Raw genomic sequence first — 22,653 nt, forward strand, 5'->3', positions numbered from 1 at the left:
GCTATCCTTTGATGCCTGCGTTTAAGTTGATCGACTGCACAAAATATTTCTGGGCAAACAGGAATAACAGCAGCGTCGGAATGATGGCCAGGATCGCAGAACCCATTAATTGTCCGATCATGCGGTAATTGCCGTAAATGTCCTGCAACAACAGCAGTCCTGCTGTGACCGGCATCTTCTCCACATCCGTATACACGATGACGGGCCAAAGGAAATCATTCCAGGAACCCGTGAATGAAAACAGGCCGCATACAATCAATACAGGTTTCATGAGCGGTAAAATAATAGAGTAATAGATTCTAAAATCTCCCGCGCCATCCACGCGCGCCGATTCATCCAAATCCTTGGGAACGCCCATCATGAATTGTCGGACCAAAAAAATGTTCCCCATCCCGGCCAAGCCAGGAATGATCATCGCCCAAGAGGTATTCACCCATCCCAGCGCATCAATGATTTTATAAGACGGGATCAGATTCACTACCCCAGGAAAGAAGGATATCCCAAGCAAGGTAAAGAACAAGGTGTCCCTTCCTTTAAAGTTCATGCGCGAGTATCCATAACCGGTAATGGAAATAACTACGATCACGAGCAGCGTATGCATCGTGGCAATAAAAACGGAGTTCATCAACCAGCGCAGAATGGGCGCTGTCGACGTATTTTGCAGGATCGAGACATAATTATCGAAAATCCAGCTATCAGGCAGCAGACTGAACCCGCTGGATACCACCTCGGCCTGGGACCGAAAAGATGTGGTAATGCCAAATATGACCGGAATCGCCCATATCACACACAGCAGGATGAGAAATGTATACGCAATATATTTTGACACGCTAATGTTGGTTGAAGCCTTCTTCGGACCAGAGCGACCAAGCTTGGAATCCGCGTTCACTTCATGTACTACCGGGTTCGACATTGCACAGTACACCTACCTTTTATCGTTTCCGTCGTTTGCAAGCTGAACATGCCGCTAGGACGCGTTTCGGTTCATCACATAATACTGAAGAGCTGAAATGACGAGAATGACCAGTCCGAGCAAAACGGCCATCGCGGAAGCCATGCCCGCAATCGATTCTCCGTGACCAAAGGCCAGCTGCCGGATATACATCATCAATACGGTTGTGCTCTGTCTAGGTCCTCCGTCCGTCATCATCAATGGCTGACCGAATACGTTAAAGGCTCCGGCTGTCGTCATAACAAAGGTATAGATCAGCGGGAAACGAATGGAAGGCAGCGTAATGCTTGAAAATCTGCGGACAGGCCCCGCTCCATCCATCTCGGCCGATTCATACAAATCCTTGGACACCCCGCTTATGGAAGCCCGGTAGATAATCATGTTCCCGCCGACTCCGCCCCACACCGTAATGACGATAATGATCAGCCAGGCATAGGGCTGGTTGGCTGCCCAGACCGTTTCGGAGCCGAAAATATTATTTGTGATCCCAAGCTGCTTATTGAATATTAAAGACCAAATCAGTGCCGCTGCGGAGATCGAAATGAGTCCGGGAATATAGAGAATGGACTGAATGACATTTTTCATTTTCACTTTTTTGTGTTCCAGCGATACGGCAATCATTAACGGAATGATGATTAATATTGGTACACTTAGAACAACAAAGATCAGCGTGTTTTTTAATCCGTTCATAAATTGGGTATAGAAGGTGGACTCCGTGTCAAACAGAATCGTTTTATAGTTGGCCAGGCCAACCCACACAGGGTCATTAATCAGATTCCATTGCGTAAAGGAAGCATAGATCCCGTATAGGGTCGGCAATAGAATAAATACGATAAAAAGTATCAGATGGGGACCTACAAAGAAATAAGGCGTCAACGACTTCTTATTCATACCCTTTCATTTCTCCTTTGGAAAAGAAAAGTGTCTTGAAAGCAAGGCCACTTTTCTTTTTTTCAATCTGCTCTGCTGTCATTTACTTTGCAGCACTGTTGCCTTCCGCGATTTTATCCTCTACAAATTTCTGCATCGTCGCCAGGGTTTCGTCGATATCGACATTGCCTCGTACGATATCCGCTGCATATGTATCCACAGCTTCCGCTACATATGGATAGTAATCGAAGGTGTAAATGTACAAGGATTCAATTTCTTTTTCGTTGGAGGTAAAGAATGACTGAATATAGTTACTGTATTCCGGGCTCTCAATGACTTGTTTACTCGCTACGATCTGCCCCGCTTTTGCCCACTCAATCGAGTTTTGGCGGATGAATTCCAGGAACTGGCCGATGGCTTGCTCTTTTTCATCCGTTCTCTTGTCGTTCTTCAGCATGGAGAATAAGTGCGAGGAGGCTCGGTTTGTATACTTGTCCGCACTCGTCGAATAAATGTTCGTTACGCCAAAGTCCAATCCATCCACTGTTGCGTGTGCCGTCGAGCTCCATGTGCCGTCTGTTGAGAATAAAACGTTTCCAGCTTGGAACATCAGGTATCCGTCCTCACCAAAAGTGGTCATCAAGCCCGCATCCGATATTTTCTTAATCTCCGTAAACGCTTGTTTCATGGCTTCTGTGTTCACGGCTGGCTTGCCATCTTGTTGAATATCGCCGCCCAGGTTCTGGATTTGCGCTAATACAACCCAGCCCAATAGAGCGTCATTGATAACGTAATCGCCTTCATCCAGTTTGCCTTGCAGCGACAAAATTTCGTCGATGGTAACGACATCATCATCCAGGAAGCTTTCAACATTGTATTTTTTGAGCAAACTTTTATTGTAATACATCGCATTGCTGTGAATATCAAGCGGTACTGTATATTGGGTGCCCTCTACGTTTCCCGTTGCCCAGGCCTGCGGCAAATAATTATCCGCTTTCAATTCTGGTTGCGCTTGCATGACTGCCGTCATCGGCTCTAACACGCCTTGCTTAACGAAGCTAGGAACGCGGTCTGCGTGAATAATGGACAGATCAGGAACGCCTTTGCCTGAATTAAGAACTGTAGATATTTTTGTATACATATCCGAGGTAATCACATGCTTCACTTTATACTCGGGATTGGTGGCGTTGTAATCCTTCACAAGCTGATCCATATACGCCCCGTCATCACCCGTCAAAGGCGTCCAGAAGGTGATGGTGTTCTTGTCCCCGTTGCCGCATCCCCCTAGTACCGCTACCGCTAACAATACAAGTATCAGTGAAACCCCCATTTTTTTCTTCAACAAACTCTCCTCCTATTACTAATCATTTGGTTAATCATTTACCGGCCTGGATGTGAAAACGATTAACTTTGGTTCAGTATACACTCGTTTTGAAAACGGTGTCAATAACATATATATAAATCTTTATTGTAAATTTATTGTTTGATTAACATTTACATTAATCATTAGTCTGAAAAATTGTTGTATCAAATGATGAGATTTATATACAGGTTAATAAAGCATATGTTATGATGCATATTAGTTAATGAACTCTGTTTATGAAAAACTTGTTGAAAGAAGTGGTCATATGCAATTGGAAATAGACAAGTCATCGCTTGTGGTTTACGAGGCTTTGGCCAGCGAAGTTCGAATCAAGATTATTCAGCTGCTCTCGAAAAACAAAATGAATATCAAAGATTTGGCCCAAGAACTTCAAATCAGCAGTCCGATTGTGACAAAACATATTAAAAAGCTCGAAGATGCAGGCATTATCCGGACTGAGAAAGTGCCGGGAAAATCGGGACAGCAGAAAATCTCGATCCTGAAGGTGGATCATATCGAAATCAACTTCCCGAAAAAAATCTTTCATTCCTTTGCTTCGTATGAGGCTTCGGTGCCGATCGGACATTACACCGATTATGACCTGAAGCCTACCTGCGGCCTTGCGACCGAGAAGGAATTTATCGGGCGGGTTGACGAGCCCAAATACTTCATGGATCCCAAGCGTGTGGATGCAGAAATTTTGTGGTTTACCGAGGGCTTTATCCAATACAACATCGCTAACTTCCTTCAAAAGGATGAAAAGCTGCAGCAGTTCGAAATCAGTTTGGAGATTTCCTCGGAATTTCCTTTTTCCAATGATGTCTGGCCCTCCGACATCACCTTCTCCTTAAACGGCATTGAACTCGGCACGTGGACAAGCCCGGGGGATTTCGCGGATACCAGGGGGAAATATACGCCTGCATGGTGGCCACACAATATCAACCAATACGGACTGTTAAAAACGATACGAATTACGAGCCACGGTACTTATATCGATGGCGACCCGCTCTCCGCTGTCTCCGTAGATGATTTGGATGCAACCTGTGATCGCTGGACCTTTCGAATTGAAGTGAAGGAAGATGCAAGGCACGTTGGAGGCGCCACATTATTCGGCAAGAAGTTCGGGAACCACGAGCAGGATATCCAGTTCAAAATGTATTATCTATGAGGGGATTCGAAGGGAACGTAACACCGAAGGAATGTTTACCGTTTTTTAAACTTAATGAAAACAAACCAGCCGCATTAACGGCTGGTTTGTTTTGTTGAAAGTCCATGACAAACATAAAATCACTCCTTCACTGGTTACGACGACGCAACCAATAAAGGAGTGATTTCAATGTTCCGCGTAAGTAGACATTTAGGGCAACCACTTTCATTACCCTAAATCCCTTCCTCAGTCCTTACCCTTTCAAGAAACCTTATGCTCAATTCTCAGCTTATCCGCGACCATCGCGATAAACTCGCTGTTGGTTGGCTTGGATTTGCTGATGTTGATGGTGTAGCCGAACAGATGGCTGATCGAATCGATATTCCCGCGAGTCCAGGCTACTTCGATAGCATGACGGATCGCACGTTCCACTCGGGAAGGCGTTGTCTTGAATTTCTCAGCGATGGCAGGATACAACGTTTTCGTGATCGCACCAAGAATTTCGATATTGTTGTATACCATGGTAATGGCTTCACGCAAATACTGGTAGCCCTTGATATGAGCGGGAACTCCAATCTCATGGATAATCGAAGTGATATTCGCGTCCAGATTTTTGCCTTTGCCCATGGGAACCACATTGGATTTCATACTTGTAAATGGCGCGCCTGACGAAATGCTGCCGGACGAGCCAACGAGTTGACGAATGCGGCTGGCGAGCACCTCCATATCAAACGGCTTCAAAATATAATAGGAAGCGCCCAATTGTACAGCTCGCTGCGTAATATTTTCCTGACCAAATGCCGTAAGCATGATCACTTTCGGCTGCGGAGACAAATTCATATCGCGTAATCGTTCAAGTACGCCAAGGCCGTCCAAGTGAGGCATAATAATGTCAAGGATCAGCACATCCGGTACTTTTCCCGATTCCTCAATCATACTCAGTACTTCTTCGCCATTATAAGCGATTCCGGATACCACCATATCTTGTTGATCCGAAATGTATTCACCAAGCAGGTTTGTAAACTCACGGTTGTCGTCTGCCAATAATACCTCGATCTTTTGCAATTCGTGCTCCTCCTTTATCAGATCAGATGTTATTTTAGAACATTTTCTTGTGTATAAAGTTTTCGACATACTCATTTAAATTCCTTCTGTCGAAAATTATTTTTCTTTATTTTTTTTTGAAGTTGATTTATAATTAAATATTTTGTTTCAAATTAATCTCTAATTCGTTATTTTACGACAAAAAATCTCAAGGCATTAACCTGCCTTAAGATTTTGAGGAGTTGATTCTGTAGATTGTAATACGCCGGAGTCCTGAAGCATCCATTCGATAAAGCATCCATACCCCGATTTCGGATCATTTACAAAAACGTGGGTTACCGCTCCTATCAGCTTGCCATCCTGAACGATTGGACTGCCGCTCATGCCTTGTACGATCCCGCCTGTCTTCTTAAGCAGTCTCGGATCGGTAATACGAAGTACAAGTCCTTTCGTTGCGGGAGTATCCTGTTTGGAGACATGTACGATCTCCACTGTAAAACGTTCAACCTCTTGGCCTTCTACGACAGTTAAAATTTCTGCGGGACCTTCCTTAACCTCATGGGATAAAGCTACGGGTATTGGCTCCTGATACAGACCGTGTTCAGGAAGATTATTCATTTTACCGAAGATTCCGAAATGAGTATTACGCTCGACATTGCCCAATATCTTGCCGTCTTTTGTGAAGGTTGCCCGTTTTTCTCCCGGCTCGCCTTCTTCACTTCGGCTAATGGATGTAACGTTAGACTGAACAATCTGGCCGCTTCCTACATCAATGGGGGTTTGAGTATTCATATCGGTAATGACATGGCCCAGAGCTCCGTAGACTTTTTGGTGAGGCGCATAGAATGTTAAAGTTCCTACACCTGCTGCAGAATCACGGATATACAGACCAAGGCGCCAGCTTTGATCTTCTTGATCATATGCCGGACTGAGCTTTGTTGTCATTTCTTTGCCGCCCCGCTTAAAGGAGATATCCAAGGGCCGATTGGCTTCACCGGCCTTCTTGACGATATCAGCGACCTTTGTTACATCATTAAGCGGCTTTCCATCCATCTTGGTAAGCAGATCGCCAACCCTCAGGCCAGCTGCTTCTCCAGGAGACACTTTAGCACCGTTTTGAACGCGTACCAGATGATGCCCAACGACCAGTATACCGGAGGATTTCACTTTGACGCCGATGGTTTGACCTCCAGGAATGACCTTGAGTTCGGGGATCACCTTCACATGAACTGTCTTCAGAGGAATTTTACCAAATAATTTCAGGGTAACTTCGGCATTTCCGCTTTGCTGGGGATTCAGCTGCAGTGGATGCTTTAGCGATACTTGAAGTTTTGACTCGCGGGAACCGTTGAGCTGCAGGACATCCGGGCGATCAACTGAAGCGAGGGCTTGAACAGGCATGGCTACATCAAGACGGGACTGCTGACCGGAAATCAATCTCAGCTCATTAGGCAATGAAGCAAAAGACTGGACAGGATCAGCAGTTCCAATGAAACAAAGAAGGAAAGCAAGAACGAAACCGAGCAGTTTTCTCCTGAGGTTGGGCTTCAATGGCTGTCACGCTCCCTTTTTCTTCTTTCGCTTGACGAAAAGGTGGTCGCCAATTGCGTACCTTTAAGTTACCCTGCCCTTAAGGATTTATAACTGTCAATCATTGACCCAGAGCCTTTCTGGAAGCCTTTTGCGCTGCCGCCAGATTGAGCATTTCTTGGGCATGATGAAGTGTCTTTTCGGTGATCTCGACTCCGCCAAGCATCCGTGCAAGCTCTTTTACACGCCCCTCTTCATTCAGGTTTTCTACTTGCGTCATCGTTCTGGAGGCTTCCAGCTTCTTCTCGATTAAATACTGATGATCCGCCATGCAAGCGACCTGCGGCAAATGCGTAATGGAGAACACCTGACAGGTTTTGGCCAGCAAAAACAGCTTCTCCGCAATCGATTGGGCAGCCCTTCCACTGACACCTGTGTCAACTTCATCAAAGATTAGGACCGGTATTTGATCATGACGTGCAAATATACTCTTCATCGCCAGCATAATTCTGGACATTTCTCCGCCCGAGGCAATTTTGGCAAGCGGACGCAGAGGCTCACCCGGATTGGCGGATATAAGGAATTCGGCCGTATCCATACCTTGTCTGGTCAACCTTACTTTATGTCCTTCATATTCGTAACCGTTAGGATCCAGCTGCAGTTCCATCCGAACCTCAAGCGAGGTTCGTTCCATTTGAAGATCCTTCAGTTCCCCCTCCACTTGCCGTGCTAAATCTTGCGCACACTGCTTGCGGGCAATACTAAGCTCTTTAGCGCTAACCAACAGCACACTTAACAGCTCGTCACGACGCTGTTCCAATGCTTGAATAAATTCGTCCTTATTCTCCAGCATATCGGTTTCCTGCTGAATTCTCACGTAGTATTCCAGAATTTGCTCTACATTATCCCCATATTTTCGGCGCAATCCGGAGATCATATCTAAACGAAGCTCAATTTCATTCAGCCGTTCCGGATTGAATTCAATGCTGTCTCGATAATCCCTAAGCTGGAATACCGCATCCTCTAACTGATAATAAGCGGATTGCAGCTGCTCAACAAGCGGCTTTAGCCCCTTCTCATCGTACCCGGACACATCCTCCAATCGGGATAGGGCACGGCTGACGGATTCCAGTCCCGAGGACCCGTACAATAGGTCGTATGCTCCGGCAACGGAATCCATCATCTTCTCGCTGTGGGACAGCTTGGTTCTTTCTTCGGACAATTCCTCGTCCTCACCGGTTTTCAACTCCGCAGCCGCGATCTCTTCCAGCTGAAACCGATACATATCCAGCATTTGATACGCCTTCTGGCTGGTCTCCTGCAGGTCCTTGAGCTCTCTCTCCACTTTACTGAATTCTCCGTACAACGCTTGATATTTCTGCTTGGCAGGCCCTATGACCTTGTCCCCGTACGTGTCCAGAAGACTCATATGCTGCTCTGAACGCAGCAAGCTTTGATGTTCATGCTGACCATGGATATTGATGAGCTTTTCTCCAACTTCACGCAGCATGCTTAAGTTTAGCAGCTGTCCGTTAATACGCGACGTGCTTTTTCCTTGAGATGTCAATTCTCTCCGAATCAATAAATGCTCTTCCGGATCCGCTTCAACCCCCAGCTTCTTCAGTGTTTCCCATACGGGATGCTCCACAGGCAGCTCAAACAGAGCTTCAATCTCCGCTTTGTCGCATCCGTAGCGAATCAGATCAGCCGACCCGCGGCCGCCAGCAATTAATCCGAGCGCATCAATAATGATGGACTTACCTGCTCCGGTTTCCCCCGTCAGAACGTGAAATCCCGGATAAAAATGCACATCCACGCTTTCTACAACAGCCAGATTCCGAATGGATAGCGTGTTTAACATGTTTCCCACCTCCGCTACTGCTTAAAACTGCCAATGAATCACAATATTTATTACGAAATGAAATTTTTAATTTGGGCAACGACATGTTCCCCGTCATCTTCCGTTCGGCAAATCAGCAATATCGTGTCATCGCCGCAAATGGTGCCCATGATCTGGGACCATTCCATATTATCGAGCAGCACGGCAACCGAATTGGCTGTCCCGGGCAAGCATTTCATGACAACAAGATTACCGGTACGGTCAATATAAACAAAATTATCAACAAGCGCTCTTTTGAGCTTCTGCACAGGGTTATAACGCTGATCCGTCGGCATGGAGTATTTATATCGCCCATCATCTGTAGGCACCTTAATGAGCAGCAGTTCTTTTATATCACGTGAAATCGTAGCTTGAGTGACCTGAAAACCTTCCGCACGCAATGCGTCTACAAGCTCATCCTGTGTCTCAATATCCTGGTGGGTAATAATATCCCTGATTTTAATATGGCGTTGTCCCTTCATAAAGAGCCTCCTGAGTATTAACTGTTGTAATCATCTTGACCAATCCATTCTTCGTCCGACCAATCCATGCTTAAACGGTGAATCGACTTCTCATTCACATCGATATAGAGCAGACCGGCACATTCGGGATACAGCAGCAAAAACGGCATCAACCGATCGCGAATGCCAGAGCCCGTCCAGTCGACCGGCATCCGTTCCCGTGCCAGCTTCACCATGTACAGCTCGCCACTGTCATCGGATGCAACGTAATCTATAAACAACCGACTCAAGATGGGTCTCTGTCCCGTTTCAAATGACAAGTTTATTTTTACTTTGCCCCCAACCACGTCATATCCTTCTTGTTCAAGCATCCCAATGGCTGGGTGATCTGGAATGTGTTCATTTATCGGGATGCCCGGCAGTCGATCCGGTGATGGCGACATCAGCCAACGATTCAGCCTATAACCGATAAGCAAGGCAATGACGACACCAAGCAATATCATTAATAACCAATCATAACGCTCATTCATCCTCTCACCTCGAATTTTGTATTCGCGGATGAGAACATAAATTCCTCTTTTTCAGCAAAAGAAACCCATCATTTCGATGAGTTTCCTGTGAATGTATGAGCCGCTTGTGTTACGACGGTATCAATCCATTGACTCAGATGGACAGATTCTTGTCCATCTCCCTGAGTCGGTTCTTCCGAGCTTTCAGTAACCTCCGGCTCTAATCGCCAGTGGGCCAGGAATTCGATATTGCCTTCCCCTCCCGTAATCGGAGAGAACGTAAGATTTTTTAATTTGAACCCAATTTCATCCGCAAACGTCAGCACTTGCGTTAACACTTCCCTGTGAACCTTCGGATCTCGAACCACGCCGGACTTACCAACCTTCTCCCGCCCTGCCTCAAATTGAGGTTTGATCAGAGCAGCTACATCGCCCGGTTTACCCAGGAGCATCTTCAAAGGCGGTAAAATAATGCGAAGGGATATAAACGAAACGTCAATGCTGGCAAAATCAGGCCGAGGGCCACTCAAGTCGTCCGGCGTCATATAGCGGAAATTCGTTCGCTCCATGACACACACGCGTTCATCGTTACGAAGCGACCAATCCAGCTGGTTATAACCGACGTCAATCGCATACACATAACTGGCCCCGTGCTGGAGCGCGCAATCCGTAAAGCCGCCAGTTGAAGAGCCGATATCCAGCATCGTGCGCCCCTTCATATCGATGTCGAATGAACGAATCGCTTTTTCAAGCTTTAATCCACCACGGCTGACATAGGGATGAACCGAGCCTTTGACTTTCAGTTCGGACGTCCTTGGAATTTTCATACCGGCTTTCTCGATCCGCTCGGTTCCTGCATAGACCAGGCCCGCCATAATCGCGGCTTTGGCTTTTTCGCGACTCTCATAATATCCCTGCTCTACGAGCAGGATGTCAATTCGTTCTTTCTGAGATGAATCCATATTATACTCCCGATGGTTTACTAAGACATAAAACTTCTCTTGCCGAGTACGGCTGTCCGGGCATTCTTCAAGCTCCGGATCTCCTGACAAACCGATTCCAATGTCAGCCCTACTTCTTCACGCTGCTGCGGTATGCTTCCGTGCTCGATAAACCGGTCTTCGATCCCCATTAAAGATACGACCGCATCATGGATTCCCTGCTCCGCAAAGAACTCCAGAACCGCGCTGCCCAGACTACCCGCTTGCGAAGCTTCCTCCAGAACCAGCATCGACGTCCCTGTCTCCGCCAGATTCCGCAGCATGCCTCCATCAAGCGGTTTAAGGAAACGGGCATTTACGACTTCTATCGTAATGCCTTCTCGCTTGAGCTGCTCCGCCGCTTCCTCGGCTAATTGAACCATAGGACCCAATGCCAGAATGGCGTATCCTTCGCCAGGACGAACGACTTCCCAAGTCCCGATAGGAATCGGTACCAGCTCGGTGTCCATGGGAACGCCGCGCACATTGTTCCGAGGGTAACGGTAAGCGATAGGTCCCTCATTATAATCGAGCGCTGTTTTCATCATATGACGAAGCTCGTTCTCGTCTTTTGGCATCATAATGACGATATTCGGGATATGACGCATGAAGGCTACGTCGTATACCCCTTGATGGGTTTCGCCATCTGCACCGACAAAGCCGGCACGGTCAATCGCAAACATCACGTTGGCGTTATGGCGGCAAATATCATGCACGATTTGATCGTACGCACGCTGCATAAACGTGGAATACACCGCAAACACAGGCTTCATGCCTTCCATTGCCAATGCTGCGCATAAGGTCGCGGCGTGCTGCTCGGCAATCCCCACATCGATCATACGGTCAGGGAATTTCTTGCTGAACGGGATCAAACCGGAGCCGCCCGGCATCGCCGGCGTTACGGCAACAATCCGTTTGTCCTGTTCCCCCAGCTCAACCAGAGTCTGTCCGAACACTTCCGTGTACATCGGATTTCCTACTGCTTTAAGCACTTGGCCGGATTCAATCTTATACGGCGTGATCCCATGCCATTTATGAGAATCGGATTCGGCTGGCCGGTATCCTTTGCCTTTGGTTGTGACGGCATGAATCAGAACGGGTCCGTCCACATTGTCGGCCTGCTTTAACGTATCGATCAGTTTGTTCAGATCATGTCCGTCTACGGGGCCCAGATAGGTAAATCCGAGCTCCTCGAATAAAACGCCGGGAACCATCATATATTTAAGGCTGTCCTTCATCTTCTCTGCCGTTTTGGCGAGTTTGCCGCCGATGGCAGGAATTTTCTTCAGGAGCATTTCCACTTCGTCCTTGGCACGAAGATAATAACGATCAGAACGGATCTTGCTTAAGTAATTGTGCATGGCACCCACATTCGGTGCAATTGACATTTCGTTGTCATTCAGGATGACCATCAGCTTTTTCTGCTCGTGGCCAATATGGTTGAGCGCTTCAAAGGCCATGCCGCCGGTAAGGGCACCGTCACCGATCATGGCGATAACCCGGTTGTTGTCACCTTTCAGATCACGCGCCATCGCCATACCCATTGCAGCAGACAGCGAGGTGCTGCTGTGTCCTGCTTCCCAGACATCATGCTCGCTTTCGGAACGCTTTACGAAGCCGCACAAGCCTTTGTATTTACGGAGCGTATCAAATTTATCCATCCGTCCGGTCAAGATCTTGTGTACATAGGCTTGATGGCCCACGTCAAAAATCATCTTGTCACGAGGGCTGTCAAAGCAATAGTGCAAGGCCAGCGTGAGTTCAACCACTCCCAGATTCGGTGCAAGATGGCCACCGGTAACGGACAGCTTTTCGATTAGAAAATGACGGATTTGTCCTGCTAAATCCTCGAGTTCGTCTACCGATAGATGTTTAAGTTGTTCGGGATGTTTGATATTTGGAAGAAGCACGAAGAATCTCCCCGCTTTCCTTGATTAAGTTTACGTTTCTTTAGCTGATATGAATTCAGCCATTAACAGACATTATATCACAAAAAAACCGTTTGCATGTAAAGCGTGCTTAGTGATCCCGCGCCATCAAGAAATCTGCGATCTCCAGCAATCTTGAGGGATCATTGAAATTCCCTTCTGAAATGACCCGCTTGGCTTCTGCTGTCAGGCGCTCAACTTCACGCCTTGATGCGTCCAAACCGATGAAGAACGGATATGTTACTTTTTCCTGTTTCACATCGCTTTGTACCGGCTTCCCAAGCTTGGACTCATCCCCGACCAGATCCAGAATATCATCTTGAATCTGAAAAGCAAGGCCGATATGATGCCCGAAGGTTCGCAAGGATTCGATTTGGGATTCCGAACATCCGGCAATATGCCCGCCTGCCATCAGCGAGAACATGATCAGATCACTCGTCTTGTGCAGGTGGATATACTCAAGCTGCTCTAGCGTCGTTATCCCTTGTTCGCCCTCCATATCGGCAACCTGCCCGCCTACCATCCCCCGCGGACCTGCATACTCCGCAAGATCCTCGACAATCGACAGCACACGTTCAGCCGGAACCCCATGCTTTCTGGAAGCCTGGATTACGCTGTAAAAGGCATGCGTCAGCAAGGCATCACCGGCCAAAATAGCGCTCGCTTCGCCAAAAACCTTATGATTCGTTGGCTTGCCGCGGCGATAATCATCATCATCCATCGCTGGCAGATCATCGTGTATGAGGGAATATGTATGGACCATCTCAACGGCGCAAGCGACCGGAAGAGCTGCATCACGTTTTCCGCCTCCGGCCTCGCATGCCGCAATGACAAGCAGCGGACGCATTCGCTTGCCGCCTGCCATTAAAGAATACGACATGGACTGGCGAAGGGTTTCAGGAACTTTCCAACTTGGCGGAAAAAGATTGGTTAACTCGCTATCCAGTCTGTCCCAAATCTCATTCATATATTGTTTAATCGGAAGTCTGTTATTCACCCAGTTCACCTGTCTCATCAAGCGTTCCACCAAAAGGCTTACGCTTCAGTTCTCCGCCTTCTTCCACGATCATTTCGATTTTTTGCTCAACCTGCTCCAGCTTTTTGCTGCACATCTGCGACAGCTTCATGCCCTGTTGAAATAAGTCGATCGCTTTTTCCAGCGGCACGTCTCCATCTTCCAACTGCTCCACAATCGTCTCAAGCTGAGCCATCGCTTCTTCAAAACTGATCTCTAAAGTTTCATTCGCCATTTTCTTCATCCTCCTTCATTCCCCACACTTGACACTGCAGCTGTCCATCACTGACCCTCACGTTAACCAAATCGCCTAACTGGACATCTTCGATGGATTTAACAAGCTTTTGCTCTTTCTCGTCATACACGAGACTATATCCTCTGGACATAATTTTCAGCGGGCTGAGCGCATCGAGATGCCTCATTTCGGTTTGCAGCTGCGACATCTTGGATTTCATAATCGACTGCATCGCATTCATTAACTGCCGGTTGGCCTGATCTTTTCTTCTCGCGGCGAACTCCGCTTGGGTTCGCGGATTATACCGGATTAATCCCTGATGCAGTGATTTTTGCCGCTGGCGGACCAGGGATAACCGGGATTTCAGGTTGCCCTGCAGCCGCTGGGACAGCATGTCCAATCGTTCGGCATGTTGAAGCATATACCGGCGAGGATGAACCAGAACCGGGGAACGCTGGAGCGAAAGTAAACGTTCACGACTCCGCTTAAGACGCTGTTGAAGTCCCTGGTTCAGCTGGCGCTGTCTTTGAACAAGCTGCCCCCTCAGTTCCGCACTGCTCGGTACCGCAAGTTCCGCGGCGGCCGTCGGCGTAGCGGCACGTAAATCCGCAACAAAATCGGCGATCGTAAAATCCGTTTCGTGTCCAACGGCGGAAATGACGGGAATATCGGATTGATAAATAGCTCTTGCAACGATCTCCTCATTAAACGCCCACAGCTCTTCCAGTGATCCGCCGCCGCGCCCAACGATGAGCACGTCAGCCTCAGCCATGTCATTCATCGTTCGAATAGCCTTCACGATCGAAGGAGCAGCCCCTTTGCCTTGAACCAGCACCGGATATAATATCGATCTTGCCTGAGGGTACCGTCTTCGGATCGTGATCATAATATCCCGAACAGCGGCACCCGTCGGCGAGGTAATAACACCAATCGTCCTGGGATAACGAGGCAAAGGCCGCTTGCGCTCGGCTGCAAACAAGCCCTCTTCCTCCAGCTTCGACTTCAGCTGTTCATAAGCAAGGTACAAACTGCCGATCCCATCAGGCTGCATTTGGACCGCATAAAACTGGTACTGACCATCCCGTTCATACACTGACACATTGCCCCGGGCAATGACGCGAGAGCCTTCCTTCGGTATAAAAGGGAGCCTCTGGTTATGAGTCGCAAACATGATCGCACGAATCCGGCTGCCTTCATCCTTTAAGGTAAAGTACATATGTCCGCTGGAATGATGGGTAAAATTCGAAATTTCACCGCGGATCCATACGTCGGAGAGCCTGGAGTCGCCTTCCATTTTCATGCGGATATAACGGTTTAAATCCTTAACGGATAATACTCGTCCTGGATCTGCCGACTTCATATCAGCTCAACCCATTCAGCCTTTTGGCGGCTATCAAGGTATTCTGCATGAGCATGGTAATGGTCATGGGTCCCACCCCACCGGGAACCGGAGTAATCGGACCGGACACTTCCTTCACGCTCTCAAAGTCAACGTCGCCGGCAAGCTTTCCGTTCTCCAAACGGTTCATGCCGACATCAATCACGACGGCGCCGGGCTTCACGTAACTGGCATCAATCATATTCGCTCTGCCGATCGCAACGACCAGGATGTCTGCTTGACGAGCGATTTCATCCATATTCCCCGTTCTGGAGTGGCACATCGTAACGGTGGCGTTCTCGCGTTGGAGCAGAAGTGATACCGGTTTGCCGACGATATTGGATCTTCCGATGACAACAGCATGCTTGCCTGCAATCTCAATGCCCGTGCGCTTGATCATTTCAATCACGCCGGCAGGGGTGCACGGCAGCAGACTGTCATCGCCTATTACGAGGTTACCCACATTAACCGGATGGAAACCGTCGACGTCCTTTTCCACTGCGATCGCATCAATGACGGCCTTCTCATGGATGTGCTTTGGCAAAGGCAGCTGGACCAGAATTCCGTGAATAGATTCCTGAGCGTTGAGCTTGTCCACGAGCGCCAGCACTTCTTCCTGGCTGGATTCCGCGGAAAGACGGTGCACCTCGGAATAAAAGCCCAGATCCTGACATGCTTTCTCCTTGTTGCGAACGTAAACATGCGAAGCCGGATCATCACCTACAAGTACAACAGCCAAACCAGGACGGACATTCTGCTTGGACAATTGTTCTACTTCTAACGCAATCCCCTTGCGAATTTCTTCAGAAATCTGTTTTCCGCTAATTATCGTTGCTGCTGTCATCCTAATCTCTCCTCCATTATGATTGAATGATATCGTTTCAAGCTATGCATGCATACAGATTAAGACTGACGCAGCTTCACCTTGACTTGATCCAGCTCCTGAATCATCCGGCCCAGTACGCCGTTGACAAATTTCCCTGACTCCTCGGTTCCGAAATGCTTGGACAACTCAATCGCTTCATTAACAGCGACCTTGCCAGGCACATCTTCACTGGATGTCAGTTCATATACAGCCAGACGCAGGATTTGACGATCCACACGGGAAAGACGACTTACCTGCCAGCCTTTTAAATAATGAGCGAGCAGTTCATCAATCGAATCCTTGGATTCCCATGTTCCATTGACCAATTGCAGCACATAATCCTTCATTTGAACTTCGTCGCCGATGACCCGCTCGGTCTCATTTTCTTCGGCCGCTTCCGAGAGCAGCATCGACACGGCTTCCACACTGTCGACTTCGTTCATCTCCATCTGATAAAGGCTTTGAACGACAATCTCTCTTGCTACACGTCTTTTCATTTTGTTCCTCCTGTGGACCCTGCTGAATCCATTTTTCTAATTAGTATGATCCATTTGCCGTCAAGACTTGACAACAATTAAAACGCCAAAAAAAAACCTGTGAATATCTCTCTCCGCAAAAAAGGCGCACTACACCTGTCCTCAGCATTTTTTCCGGAGAAAGCATATCACAGGGTTCATTTAAACGGCCGCCAGCGCTCGGAAAGCCATCGTCCCCATTCCTGAAAGTGGAACATGGAGCCCTGCTTCAGATCCTTGCGCTTGCCAAATATATAGCCGATAAATACCACTAATGCAAAGAACAGCATATCCCAAAAACCGGATAATAAGTAAATCAGTCCGCACACAAGCCCGCCGGTCACCCCGGCAATTCTTCCTCTGTGACTCTCCCATACTTCTTTCCAAGGCATTGGGGAAGCTCACCTCTATTCCACGCGGCTCTTGAAGCTTGGTGCCTGAACCACGTTAGCAATATATACGGATACGGATGACACGGGTATTCCTGTTGTATCTTCAACAAAGTCGTGCACCTGCTTCTGCACTTCCGTTGTCAGCGTAGGAATGGATTCCTCACCATCTACCACGGCGCGAATCGCAATATCAAGACCCGATTGGGATACCTTGATCCGGGATTTCAAATCCTTGACTCCACGCACGCGCGAAGCCGCCTTCAGGCATAGATTCTCGATCGTCTCCACCGAGATTTGGATGTCACCAAATTCCGTGCGCTGATCGATGGAATTCAGGTTTGAGCGATCGCGCCTTACGGAGATGTAGAAGAAACGGATGCTCAGCAAAAACAAAACCGCAGCTACGATAATTCCAGCCCAGAAAAGGCGTTGTTCCTGAACACTCGTTAATTCATACGGAACAGCGCCACTCAACAGGAGGATGGCAACTACGGATATAACACCGATACTTAAGCTGTAGATAAACAGCAAAAGTCTGTCCATTATTTTGGCCACGATTCAGCACAGCCTCCTTAAAATTAGATTAAACCCTCGACATCGCTGCCCAGGGCTAGCCTGAAACTATTCTATTTCACGCGTTGAGCCAGATCCAATTCTTCCGTCTTCTCTACGGATTTCATGAAATGGACATCATGAATATGTACATTGACTTCAATTACCGTAAGCCCTGTCATATTCTCAATCGAACGTTTCACGTTGCGCTGGATTTCTCCGGCTACTTCAGGAAGACGATGGCCATACTCCACGATGACGGATACGTCAACAGCAGCTTCCCGTTGTCCAACTTCCACTTTGACACCCTTGGATAAATTCTTGCGTCCGAGCAATTCGGCAATGCCGCCTGCAAAGCCTCCGCTCATCCCTGCAACCCCACGTACTTCTACCGTAGCAAGTCCAGCGATGACTTCAATAACCTCCGGTGCAATCTGAATCTCACCGATATCTGTACGTTCAAATTCTGTAGGCAAAGTTTCCGCCATTGTCTCAACACACCTTTCGGAATAAGTTAGCGGATGCACCCGAACTGCATAAGGCATGCGCTCTTATTACTCATACTATACCATTTGGCCAAGTTTATGACAAACTTGGCCAAAGGTTTCAAATCTCATTTTCTTCCAAAAATTTAATATCGAAGTCACCCTTCAAGAAGGTAGGATGGTTCATCAGTTTCTGATGGAACGGGATGGTTGAATAGATCCCCTCAATCTCGAATTCACCCAAAGCGCGCTTCATCTTCGCGATGGCTTCATCGCGGGTCGGCGCCCATACAATCAGCTTGGCAATCATCGAATCATAATAAGGCGAAATGGTATAACCGGGATACGCCGCACTGTCTACCCGCACGCCAGGACCTCCTGGAGGCAAATAGAACTGAATGGTTCCAGGGGCAGGCATAAAGCCCTTGTCCGGATTCTCGGCATTAATCCGACACTCAATGGACCAGCCATTAATAACGACTTCTTCTTGAGTGAAAGAGAGCGTGTTGCCCTCCGCAACGGAGATCATTTCCTGAATCAGATCAACCCCGGTCACCATCTCGGTCACCGGATGCTCTACCTGAATCCGCGTGTTCATCTCCATGAAGTAGAACTGACCGTCCTGGCCGAGCAAAAATTCAAGCGTACCTGCACCGGAATAATTAACGGCCTTCGCGGCGCGAACGGCGGCTTCGCCCATCCGGCTGCGTACCTCTTCACTTAGCACCGGACAAGGAGCTTCCTCAACAAGCTTTTGTCTCCGGCGCTGCACAGAACAGTCACGCTCCCCGAGATGCACGGCGTTGCCATGTTTGTCGGCGATAATTTGAATCTCTACATGCTTCATGCCGGTCAGATATTTTTCCAGATATACGCCTGCATTGCCGAAGGCCTTCTGGGCTTCCTGCTGTGCGTTTGTAATCTGTTTAACCAGCGTTTCTTCATCCTCGGCGATCCGAATACCCTTACCTCCGCCACCTGCAGTAGCTTTGATAATGACGGGATATCCGATATCACGGGCAAGCATAACGGCTTCGTTCAGATCCTCGACCAATCCGTCGGATCCCGGAATAACCGGAACACCTGCATCCTTCATCGTCTGCTTCGCAACAGCCTTATCTCCCATACGGTTGATCGCGTCAGCGGAAGGACCGATAAAGGTAATGTTGCAGGATTCGCAAATCTCCGCGAAATCCGCGTTCTCGGCCAAAAAGCCGTAACCGGGATGTATGGCGTCACACTCGGTCAGTGTGGCCACGCTCATGATATTGGTGAAATTCAAATAGCTGTCTTTGGATAACGTTGGGCCGATGCAGTAGGCCTCATCCGCCAAGCGGACATGCAGGGATTCCCGGTCCGGCTCCGAATATACGGCAACCGTTGTGATGCCAAGTTCCCGGCAAGCCCGGATGATACGAACGGCAATCTCTCCCCGGTTCGCGATAAGCACTTTTTGAAATGTCATGCAGTAACCTCCTTCGGACTCTTGCGACTCTCGTTCTTGGCGAGTCCCTCCATATTACTCCGGTTTCACCAGAAACAGAGGCTGCCCGAATTCTACAAGTTGACCGTTCTGCGCGAGAACCTCTACGATTTCGCCTTTGATCTCTGCTTCCAGTTCATTCATCAGTTTCATGGCCTCAATGATGCAGACCGTCGATTTCTCAGTCACCTTGTCCCCGGGACTGACAAACGGCCCGGCCTCAGGGGATGGGGAACGATAGAAGGTTCCTACCATCGGTGATACGATTTTATGTAATGAGCTGTTGCTATCCTCCACTGAATCCTGCTGTGGTGCCGTTGCAGGTGCTTGGTTCGCCGTATTCGGCTGTGCGATCTGTGGTGCCATCACTTGCTGTGCCGGTATGAACGCTTGCGGCGCTGCCTGATAGTTGTTAACAACCTCGGCTGCATTGGGTTTCTTAATGGATAAGCGTGTACCTTCGCTCTCAATTTCCAATTCATGCACGGAAGTTTGATCCACCAGCTTAATAAGTTCCTTGATCTCGTTTAATTTAAACATTATCGACGTTCACTCCTTCACTTTCTTGGAAGCCCTTGCTTAGGACAGTCAGTCAATAGCTTAGAGTATTATATCACAATCGAGCGAAATAGAAAGAGCCCAAGGCAATCCTTAGACTCTTTCGGTTTTATAGTATAACCGTGATTTATGTTGAAATCTGCTGACAAGCTTATGGCGCAACATATTGAACAGTTACTTTATCCGGCGAAACCTTCAATTCCTTCATCACAAGACTCACGATGCCGGCTGCACCTTTGGCATCGAGTTTCTCACTCAGAACGACCACATTATACTTCTCGCTCTCTTCCTTCACAACGGCGTTGCCGTATTGCTGCTGCAGCGCTTCCTCGATGCTGAGAATCACTTCCTCCTTCGCTTCGGCCGCTTTCAGCTGCTCGGTAGCTTGAGCTGTTTGCTCCGGCTTATTCTCATGATTGTCGATTTTTGTCATTAATTCATCGTATAATTTCATGTTTTTTTGTGAGCGGTCCAATTTATAGGACTCCAACTGGGCTTCTGCAGATGATGCATTGGCAGCCACTTGCTCCAGCACTTCTTCATCCGATTTCTTACCGTTCGTGGCGCTGCTTGTGTCTTTGGACTCCTCGGTTCCCTCTTTGCCTGTGCTGCTAGCGTCTTTGGAATTCTCGGCTCCCTCTGGGGATTCCTTCACTTCCGGCTCTTCCGTTTTGCCGGCTTCGCCGCTGGCTTTTCCTTGGTCCCCTTGCTCACCCTGTGTTGCTTCTGCAGGATCTTCTGTGCCGGCCGCACCTGTATCGCTCGTTCCAGTCCCTTGCTCATTGGCCCCGGAATCGCCGTCAGTACCTTCTTCAAGCACTTCGTTCACAACCAGCTCGTCGCCTGTACCTGCGGTTCCGTTTGCTTCTTGTCCGGCGCCTGGCTTCTGACCGTCCACTTGCGTGCTCTCGGCAACCGGCGGCGCTTTCGTTCCCGAATCGTCGGTGAATAAGTAGTAAGCTGACAGGATGACCATTAAACTAAGCATGGATACTAACCATATGGTTTGTCTTTTGTTATTCATTTGAACGTTTCCTCCTTTAAATGAAAACCTTGGCACGAATGATCGGATCATTCGATTGGCTGCGGTTATTCCTGTTTACGCGGGACAACGGATATACGATAGGACGGGACATTGAGGCCTCGCTGGATCGCATCGACGATCAAGCTCTTTACAACTTCATTCTCGGCTCCCTTGGCTACGACGAGCACCCCCCGGACTTGAGGTTTGATCTTCTTGGTGACGATCGGCGTTTCTTCCCCGGAGGATTCATAGGTGACAATCTGGCCATCACGCTGATAACTTGTTACATGGCGCTTACCTCCGTTAGCATCGGTTTCCTCCGTCAGTTCCTGGGTATCTTTCATGTCACGCTGGACGACCAGTTCTTCTGTAGATTCCACAGTCACCATGACATCGACGGACCCCACCCCAACAATCTGTTCCAGCATCGTTTTGGTGCGCATTTCAAAATCCTGCTCGATACTTTCAAACTCACCGCCGCCGCTGGTTGAAGTCCCGCCTTGGGTCGTTGAGACCGCAGCCGTCTCCGGCGGCGGCTCGCGACCGATATTCTCATGATCCAGCTTCTTCACATTGACGAAGGAGTTGAACAGCATGATCGCAACGCCGATCAGACCAAGAATGATCAACCACCTGAAGGTTTGCATTTTTCTTACTCCGCCAGCTCCTCCACCAAGCCATTGCTCCAACCGCTTCAACCAATTTCCCATCATCCTCACCTCCGCTACAGCTTTTTATCCTGCTCCTGTCCTGGCATATATATCGTGATCAGATCCGGCTCCAAATCCCATCGGCGGCTAATGTAATCCCGAACCGGCTCTGCTCTTGCTTCTTCGGCCTTGCTGACTGCTTCTGCATTCTCTTTCGCCGCAGCCTTTCCATCTTGTTCCGACTGCATGGATTCAACATTCACCTGAACGGAATCCACAGGCTCTATGCCGATGGGCTGCTTATCAACGCTATTCTCTTCCTCTGCATTTTCCGATTCACCTCCAACCAGCTTTACGTCAACGGAGCGTATCGTAGCGCCTGCATATCCCTTGTCCGGTCCGGCAGCTGCAGCCAGCACCACCTTGACCTCCTGAACCGCTTCCCCCGTTTCTGCCGTAATCTCTTCTTTCATCACCCGGGCTAATTCGTTGCCTGCCCACTGAAGGCTTTGACTCTGCTGCGTTTCCTTCAGCTTCTCGGCCTGTGCCAGAATATGCTCCAGCTGAACCTCTTCCGGCAGACCCTTCTCCTGTCGCTCCAGCTCCATCGCCAGCTGATTCTCGGGGGGATCCGTAATCAATGTGATAATCGGGCTAAGCAGCGTAAGCAGAATCAACAGGCTCAGGACTAATCTGGCGTAACGTTCAAGCGCCTTGCCGGGCAGTATCAAATCAACGAAGGCTGCAAAGAGAACTACCATGATGACGCTTTTCAACCAACCTCCAAGCCAGTCCATTCGTCATTCCTCCTAAGCATTAGCCGCCTTCTATGTTCTGT

24 protein-coding genes are annotated in these 22,653 nt (G+C 48.5%); 1 reads left to right on the top strand and 23 read right to left on the bottom strand.

The window, feature by feature from the left end; all coding sequences use genetic code 11:
- Position 1: 1 nt before the first annotated feature.
- The 3 genes from PLA01S_RS23090 to PLA01S_RS23100 all read right to left on the bottom strand — a co-directional run bounded on the left by PLA01S_RS23090 (position 2) and on the right by PLA01S_RS23100 (position 3,167).
- Complete coding sequence (locus tag PLA01S_RS23090; RefSeq protein ID WP_127594198.1) at positions 2 to 913, bottom strand: carbohydrate ABC transporter permease; 912 nt, start codon at positions 911 to 913, stop codon at positions 2 to 4.
- 54 nt (positions 914 to 967) lie between these two features.
- A complete protein-coding gene (locus PLA01S_RS23095) occupies positions 968 to 1,843 on the bottom strand; it encodes a carbohydrate ABC transporter permease (RefSeq protein ID WP_071223867.1) in 876 nt (291 codons plus the stop codon).
- Positions 1,844 to 1,925: 82 nt separating this feature from the next.
- On the bottom strand, positions 1,926 to 3,167 hold the full coding sequence (locus PLA01S_RS23100) for an extracellular solute-binding protein (protein ID WP_127594199.1): 1,242 nt from the start codon (positions 3,165 to 3,167) through the stop codon (positions 1,926 to 1,928).
- Between the two features lie 283 nt (positions 3,168 to 3,450).
- Here PLA01S_RS23100 and PLA01S_RS23105 point away from each other — a divergent pair, with 283 nt between their 5' ends.
- Positions 3,451 to 4,353 (top strand): ArsR/SmtB family transcription factor, encoded by a 903-nt coding sequence (locus tag PLA01S_RS23105; protein ID WP_100536250.1) that lies wholly within the window; start codon positions 3,451 to 3,453, stop codon positions 4,351 to 4,353.
- 240 nt (positions 4,354 to 4,593) lie between these two features.
- Here the strand turns inward: PLA01S_RS23105 and spo0A are convergent, their stop codons facing one another.
- The 20 genes from spo0A to spoIIIAF form a co-directional block, all read right to left on the bottom strand.
- The gene (gene spo0A / locus PLA01S_RS23110; RefSeq protein ID WP_100536249.1) at positions 4,594 to 5,397 is read right to left on the bottom strand and encodes a sporulation transcription factor Spo0A; all 804 of its coding nucleotides are present in this window, start codon (positions 5,395 to 5,397) and stop codon (positions 4,594 to 4,596) included.
- Between the two features lie 195 nt (positions 5,398 to 5,592).
- A complete protein-coding gene (gene spoIVB, locus PLA01S_RS23115) occupies positions 5,593 to 6,927 on the bottom strand; it encodes a SpoIVB peptidase (protein WP_100536248.1) in 1,335 nt (444 codons plus the stop codon).
- 100 nt (positions 6,928 to 7,027) lie between these two features.
- Entirely contained in the window at positions 7,028 to 8,767 is a 1,740-nt protein-coding gene (gene recN, locus PLA01S_RS23120; protein WP_127594200.1) for a DNA repair protein RecN, read from the bottom strand.
- 50 nt (positions 8,768 to 8,817) lie between these two features.
- Positions 8,818 to 9,267 carry a transcriptional regulator AhrC/ArgR gene (ahrC, locus tag PLA01S_RS23125; RefSeq protein WP_100536246.1) on the bottom strand — a complete coding sequence of 150 codons (450 nt, stop codon included), beginning with the start codon at positions 9,265 to 9,267 and terminating at the stop codon, positions 8,818 to 8,820.
- A 17-nt stretch (positions 9,268 to 9,284) separates the two neighbouring features.
- Positions 9,285 to 9,776, bottom strand: coding sequence for a hypothetical protein (locus tag PLA01S_RS23130; protein ID WP_127594201.1), 492 nt, complete (start codon positions 9,774 to 9,776; stop codon positions 9,285 to 9,287).
- 68 nt (positions 9,777 to 9,844) lie between these two features.
- Positions 9,845 to 10,717, bottom strand: coding sequence for a TlyA family RNA methyltransferase (locus PLA01S_RS23135; RefSeq protein ID WP_127594202.1), 873 nt, complete (start codon positions 10,715 to 10,717; stop codon positions 9,845 to 9,847).
- 20 nt (positions 10,718 to 10,737) lie between these two features.
- Complete coding sequence (gene dxs / locus PLA01S_RS23140) at positions 10,738 to 12,645, bottom strand: 1-deoxy-D-xylulose-5-phosphate synthase (protein WP_127594203.1); 1,908 nt, start codon at positions 12,643 to 12,645, stop codon at positions 10,738 to 10,740.
- 109 nt (positions 12,646 to 12,754) lie between these two features.
- Entirely contained in the window at positions 12,755 to 13,678 is a 924-nt protein-coding gene (locus tag PLA01S_RS23145; protein ID WP_174819239.1) for a polyprenyl synthetase family protein, read from the bottom strand.
- Positions 13,653 to 13,913, bottom strand: coding sequence for an exodeoxyribonuclease VII small subunit (xseB, locus tag PLA01S_RS23150; protein WP_009591232.1), 261 nt, complete (start codon positions 13,911 to 13,913; stop codon positions 13,653 to 13,655). Before xseB ends, PLA01S_RS23145 begins: the two co-directional genes overlap by 26 nt.
- Positions 13,903 to 15,273: an exodeoxyribonuclease VII large subunit gene (gene xseA / locus PLA01S_RS23155; RefSeq protein WP_127594205.1), complete on the bottom strand. Its 1,371-nt coding sequence runs from the start codon at positions 15,271 to 15,273 to the stop codon at positions 13,903 to 13,905. Before xseA ends, xseB begins: the two co-directional genes overlap by 11 nt.
- A gap of 1 nt (position 15,274) precedes the next feature.
- The gene (folD, locus tag PLA01S_RS23160) at positions 15,275 to 16,135 is read right to left on the bottom strand and encodes a bifunctional methylenetetrahydrofolate dehydrogenase/methenyltetrahydrofolate cyclohydrolase FolD (protein ID WP_127594206.1); all 861 of its coding nucleotides are present in this window, start codon (positions 16,133 to 16,135) and stop codon (positions 15,275 to 15,277) included.
- A gap of 59 nt (positions 16,136 to 16,194) precedes the next feature.
- Positions 16,195 to 16,653, bottom strand: a complete 459-nt coding sequence (nusB, locus tag PLA01S_RS23165; protein ID WP_127594207.1) for a transcription antitermination factor NusB — start codon at positions 16,651 to 16,653, stop codon at positions 16,195 to 16,197.
- Positions 16,654 to 16,829: 176 nt separating this feature from the next.
- Positions 16,830 to 17,063 (bottom strand): DUF2273 domain-containing protein, encoded by a 234-nt coding sequence (locus PLA01S_RS23170; RefSeq protein WP_127594208.1) that lies wholly within the window; start codon positions 17,061 to 17,063, stop codon positions 16,830 to 16,832.
- A gap of 15 nt (positions 17,064 to 17,078) precedes the next feature.
- Entirely contained in the window at positions 17,079 to 17,618 is a 540-nt protein-coding gene (gene amaP / locus PLA01S_RS23175) for an alkaline shock response membrane anchor protein AmaP (RefSeq protein ID WP_100536239.1), read from the bottom strand.
- A 71-nt stretch (positions 17,619 to 17,689) separates the two neighbouring features.
- On the bottom strand, positions 17,690 to 18,103 hold the full coding sequence (locus PLA01S_RS23180) for an Asp23/Gls24 family envelope stress response protein (RefSeq protein ID WP_009591235.1): 414 nt from the start codon (positions 18,101 to 18,103) through the stop codon (positions 17,690 to 17,692).
- Between the two features lie 118 nt (positions 18,104 to 18,221).
- The gene (gene accC / locus PLA01S_RS23185) at positions 18,222 to 19,565 is read right to left on the bottom strand and encodes an acetyl-CoA carboxylase biotin carboxylase subunit (RefSeq protein ID WP_127594209.1); all 1,344 of its coding nucleotides are present in this window, start codon (positions 19,563 to 19,565) and stop codon (positions 18,222 to 18,224) included.
- Positions 19,566 to 19,619: 54 nt separating this feature from the next.
- Positions 19,620 to 20,123, bottom strand: a complete 504-nt coding sequence (accB, locus tag PLA01S_RS23190) for an acetyl-CoA carboxylase biotin carboxyl carrier protein (protein WP_127594210.1) — start codon at positions 20,121 to 20,123, stop codon at positions 19,620 to 19,622.
- 169 nt (positions 20,124 to 20,292) lie between these two features.
- Complete coding sequence (locus PLA01S_RS23195; protein ID WP_100536236.1) at positions 20,293 to 21,165, bottom strand: SpoIIIAH-like family protein; 873 nt, start codon at positions 21,163 to 21,165, stop codon at positions 20,293 to 20,295.
- A 65-nt stretch (positions 21,166 to 21,230) separates the two neighbouring features.
- Positions 21,231 to 21,875 (bottom strand): stage III sporulation protein AG, encoded by a 645-nt coding sequence (spoIIIAG, locus tag PLA01S_RS23200; protein ID WP_174819240.1) that lies wholly within the window; start codon positions 21,873 to 21,875, stop codon positions 21,231 to 21,233.
- Between the two features lie 14 nt (positions 21,876 to 21,889).
- Positions 21,890 to 22,612 carry a stage III sporulation protein AF gene (gene spoIIIAF / locus PLA01S_RS23205; RefSeq protein WP_127594212.1) on the bottom strand — a complete coding sequence of 241 codons (723 nt, stop codon included), beginning with the start codon at positions 22,610 to 22,612 and terminating at the stop codon, positions 21,890 to 21,892.
- Positions 22,613 to 22,653 lie beyond the last annotated feature (41 nt).

The sequence above is a fragment of the Paenibacillus lautus NBRC 15380 genome (assembly GCF_004000945.1).
In the GTDB taxonomy this organism is placed as follows: Bacteria; Bacillota; Bacilli; order Paenibacillales; family Paenibacillaceae; genus Paenibacillus_AQ; species Paenibacillus_AQ lautus.

Bases quoted from the DNA above. Each gene is read 5' to 3' on its own strand.
- PLA01S_RS23095 (WP_071223867.1), bottom strand. From the start codon at position 1,843: ATGAATAAGAAGTCGTTGACGCCTTATTTCTTTGTAGGTCCCCATCTG.
- spoIIIAF (WP_127594212.1), bottom strand. From the start codon at position 22,612: ATGGACTGGCTTGGAGGTTGGTTGAAAAGCGTCATCATGGTAGTTCTC.
- ahrC (WP_100536246.1), bottom strand. From the start codon at position 9,267: ATGAAGGGACAACGCCATATTAAAATCAGGGATATTATTACCCACCAG.
- accB (WP_127594210.1), bottom strand. From the start codon at position 20,123: ATGTTTAAATTAAACGAGATCAAGGAACTTATTAAGCTGGTGGATCAA.
- xseB (WP_009591232.1), bottom strand. From the start codon at position 13,913: ATGGCGAATGAAACTTTAGAGATCAGTTTTGAAGAAGCGATGGCTCAG.
- accC (WP_127594209.1), bottom strand. From the start codon at position 19,565: ATGACATTTCAAAAAGTGCTTATCGCGAACCGGGGAGAGATTGCCGTT.
- PLA01S_RS23145 (WP_174819239.1), bottom strand. From the start codon at position 13,678: ATGAGACAGGTGAACTGGGTGAATAACAGACTTCCGATTAAACAATAT.
- PLA01S_RS23090 (WP_127594198.1), bottom strand. From the start codon at position 913: ATGTCGAACCCGGTAGTACATGAAGTGAACGCGGATTCCAAGCTTGGT.
- spoIIIAG (WP_174819240.1), bottom strand. From the start codon at position 21,875: ATGGGAAATTGGTTGAAGCGGTTGGAGCAATGGCTTGGTGGAGGAGCT.
- PLA01S_RS23180 (WP_009591235.1), bottom strand. From the start codon at position 18,103: ATGGCGGAAACTTTGCCTACAGAATTTGAACGTACAGATATCGGTGAG.
- PLA01S_RS23130 (WP_127594201.1), bottom strand. From the start codon at position 9,776: ATGAATGAGCGTTATGATTGGTTATTAATGATATTGCTTGGTGTCGTC.
- folD (WP_127594206.1), bottom strand. From the start codon at position 16,135: ATGACAGCAGCAACGATAATTAGCGGAAAACAGATTTCTGAAGAAATT.
- recN (WP_127594200.1), bottom strand. From the start codon at position 8,767: ATGTTAAACACGCTATCCATTCGGAATCTGGCTGTTGTAGAAAGCGTG.
- PLA01S_RS23135 (WP_127594202.1), bottom strand. From the start codon at position 10,717: ATGGATTCATCTCAGAAAGAACGAATTGACATCCTGCTCGTAGAGCAG.
- nusB (WP_127594207.1), bottom strand. From the start codon at position 16,653: ATGAAAAGACGTGTAGCAAGAGAGATTGTCGTTCAAAGCCTTTATCAG.
- xseA (WP_127594205.1), bottom strand. From the start codon at position 15,273: ATGAAGTCGGCAGATCCAGGACGAGTATTATCCGTTAAGGATTTAAAC.
- PLA01S_RS23195 (WP_100536236.1), bottom strand. From the start codon at position 21,165: ATGAATAACAAAAGACAAACCATATGGTTAGTATCCATGCTTAGTTTA.
- PLA01S_RS23170 (WP_127594208.1), bottom strand. From the start codon at position 17,063: ATGCCTTGGAAAGAAGTATGGGAGAGTCACAGAGGAAGAATTGCCGGG.
- PLA01S_RS23105 (WP_100536250.1), top strand. From the start codon at position 3,451: ATGCAATTGGAAATAGACAAGTCATCGCTTGTGGTTTACGAGGCTTTG.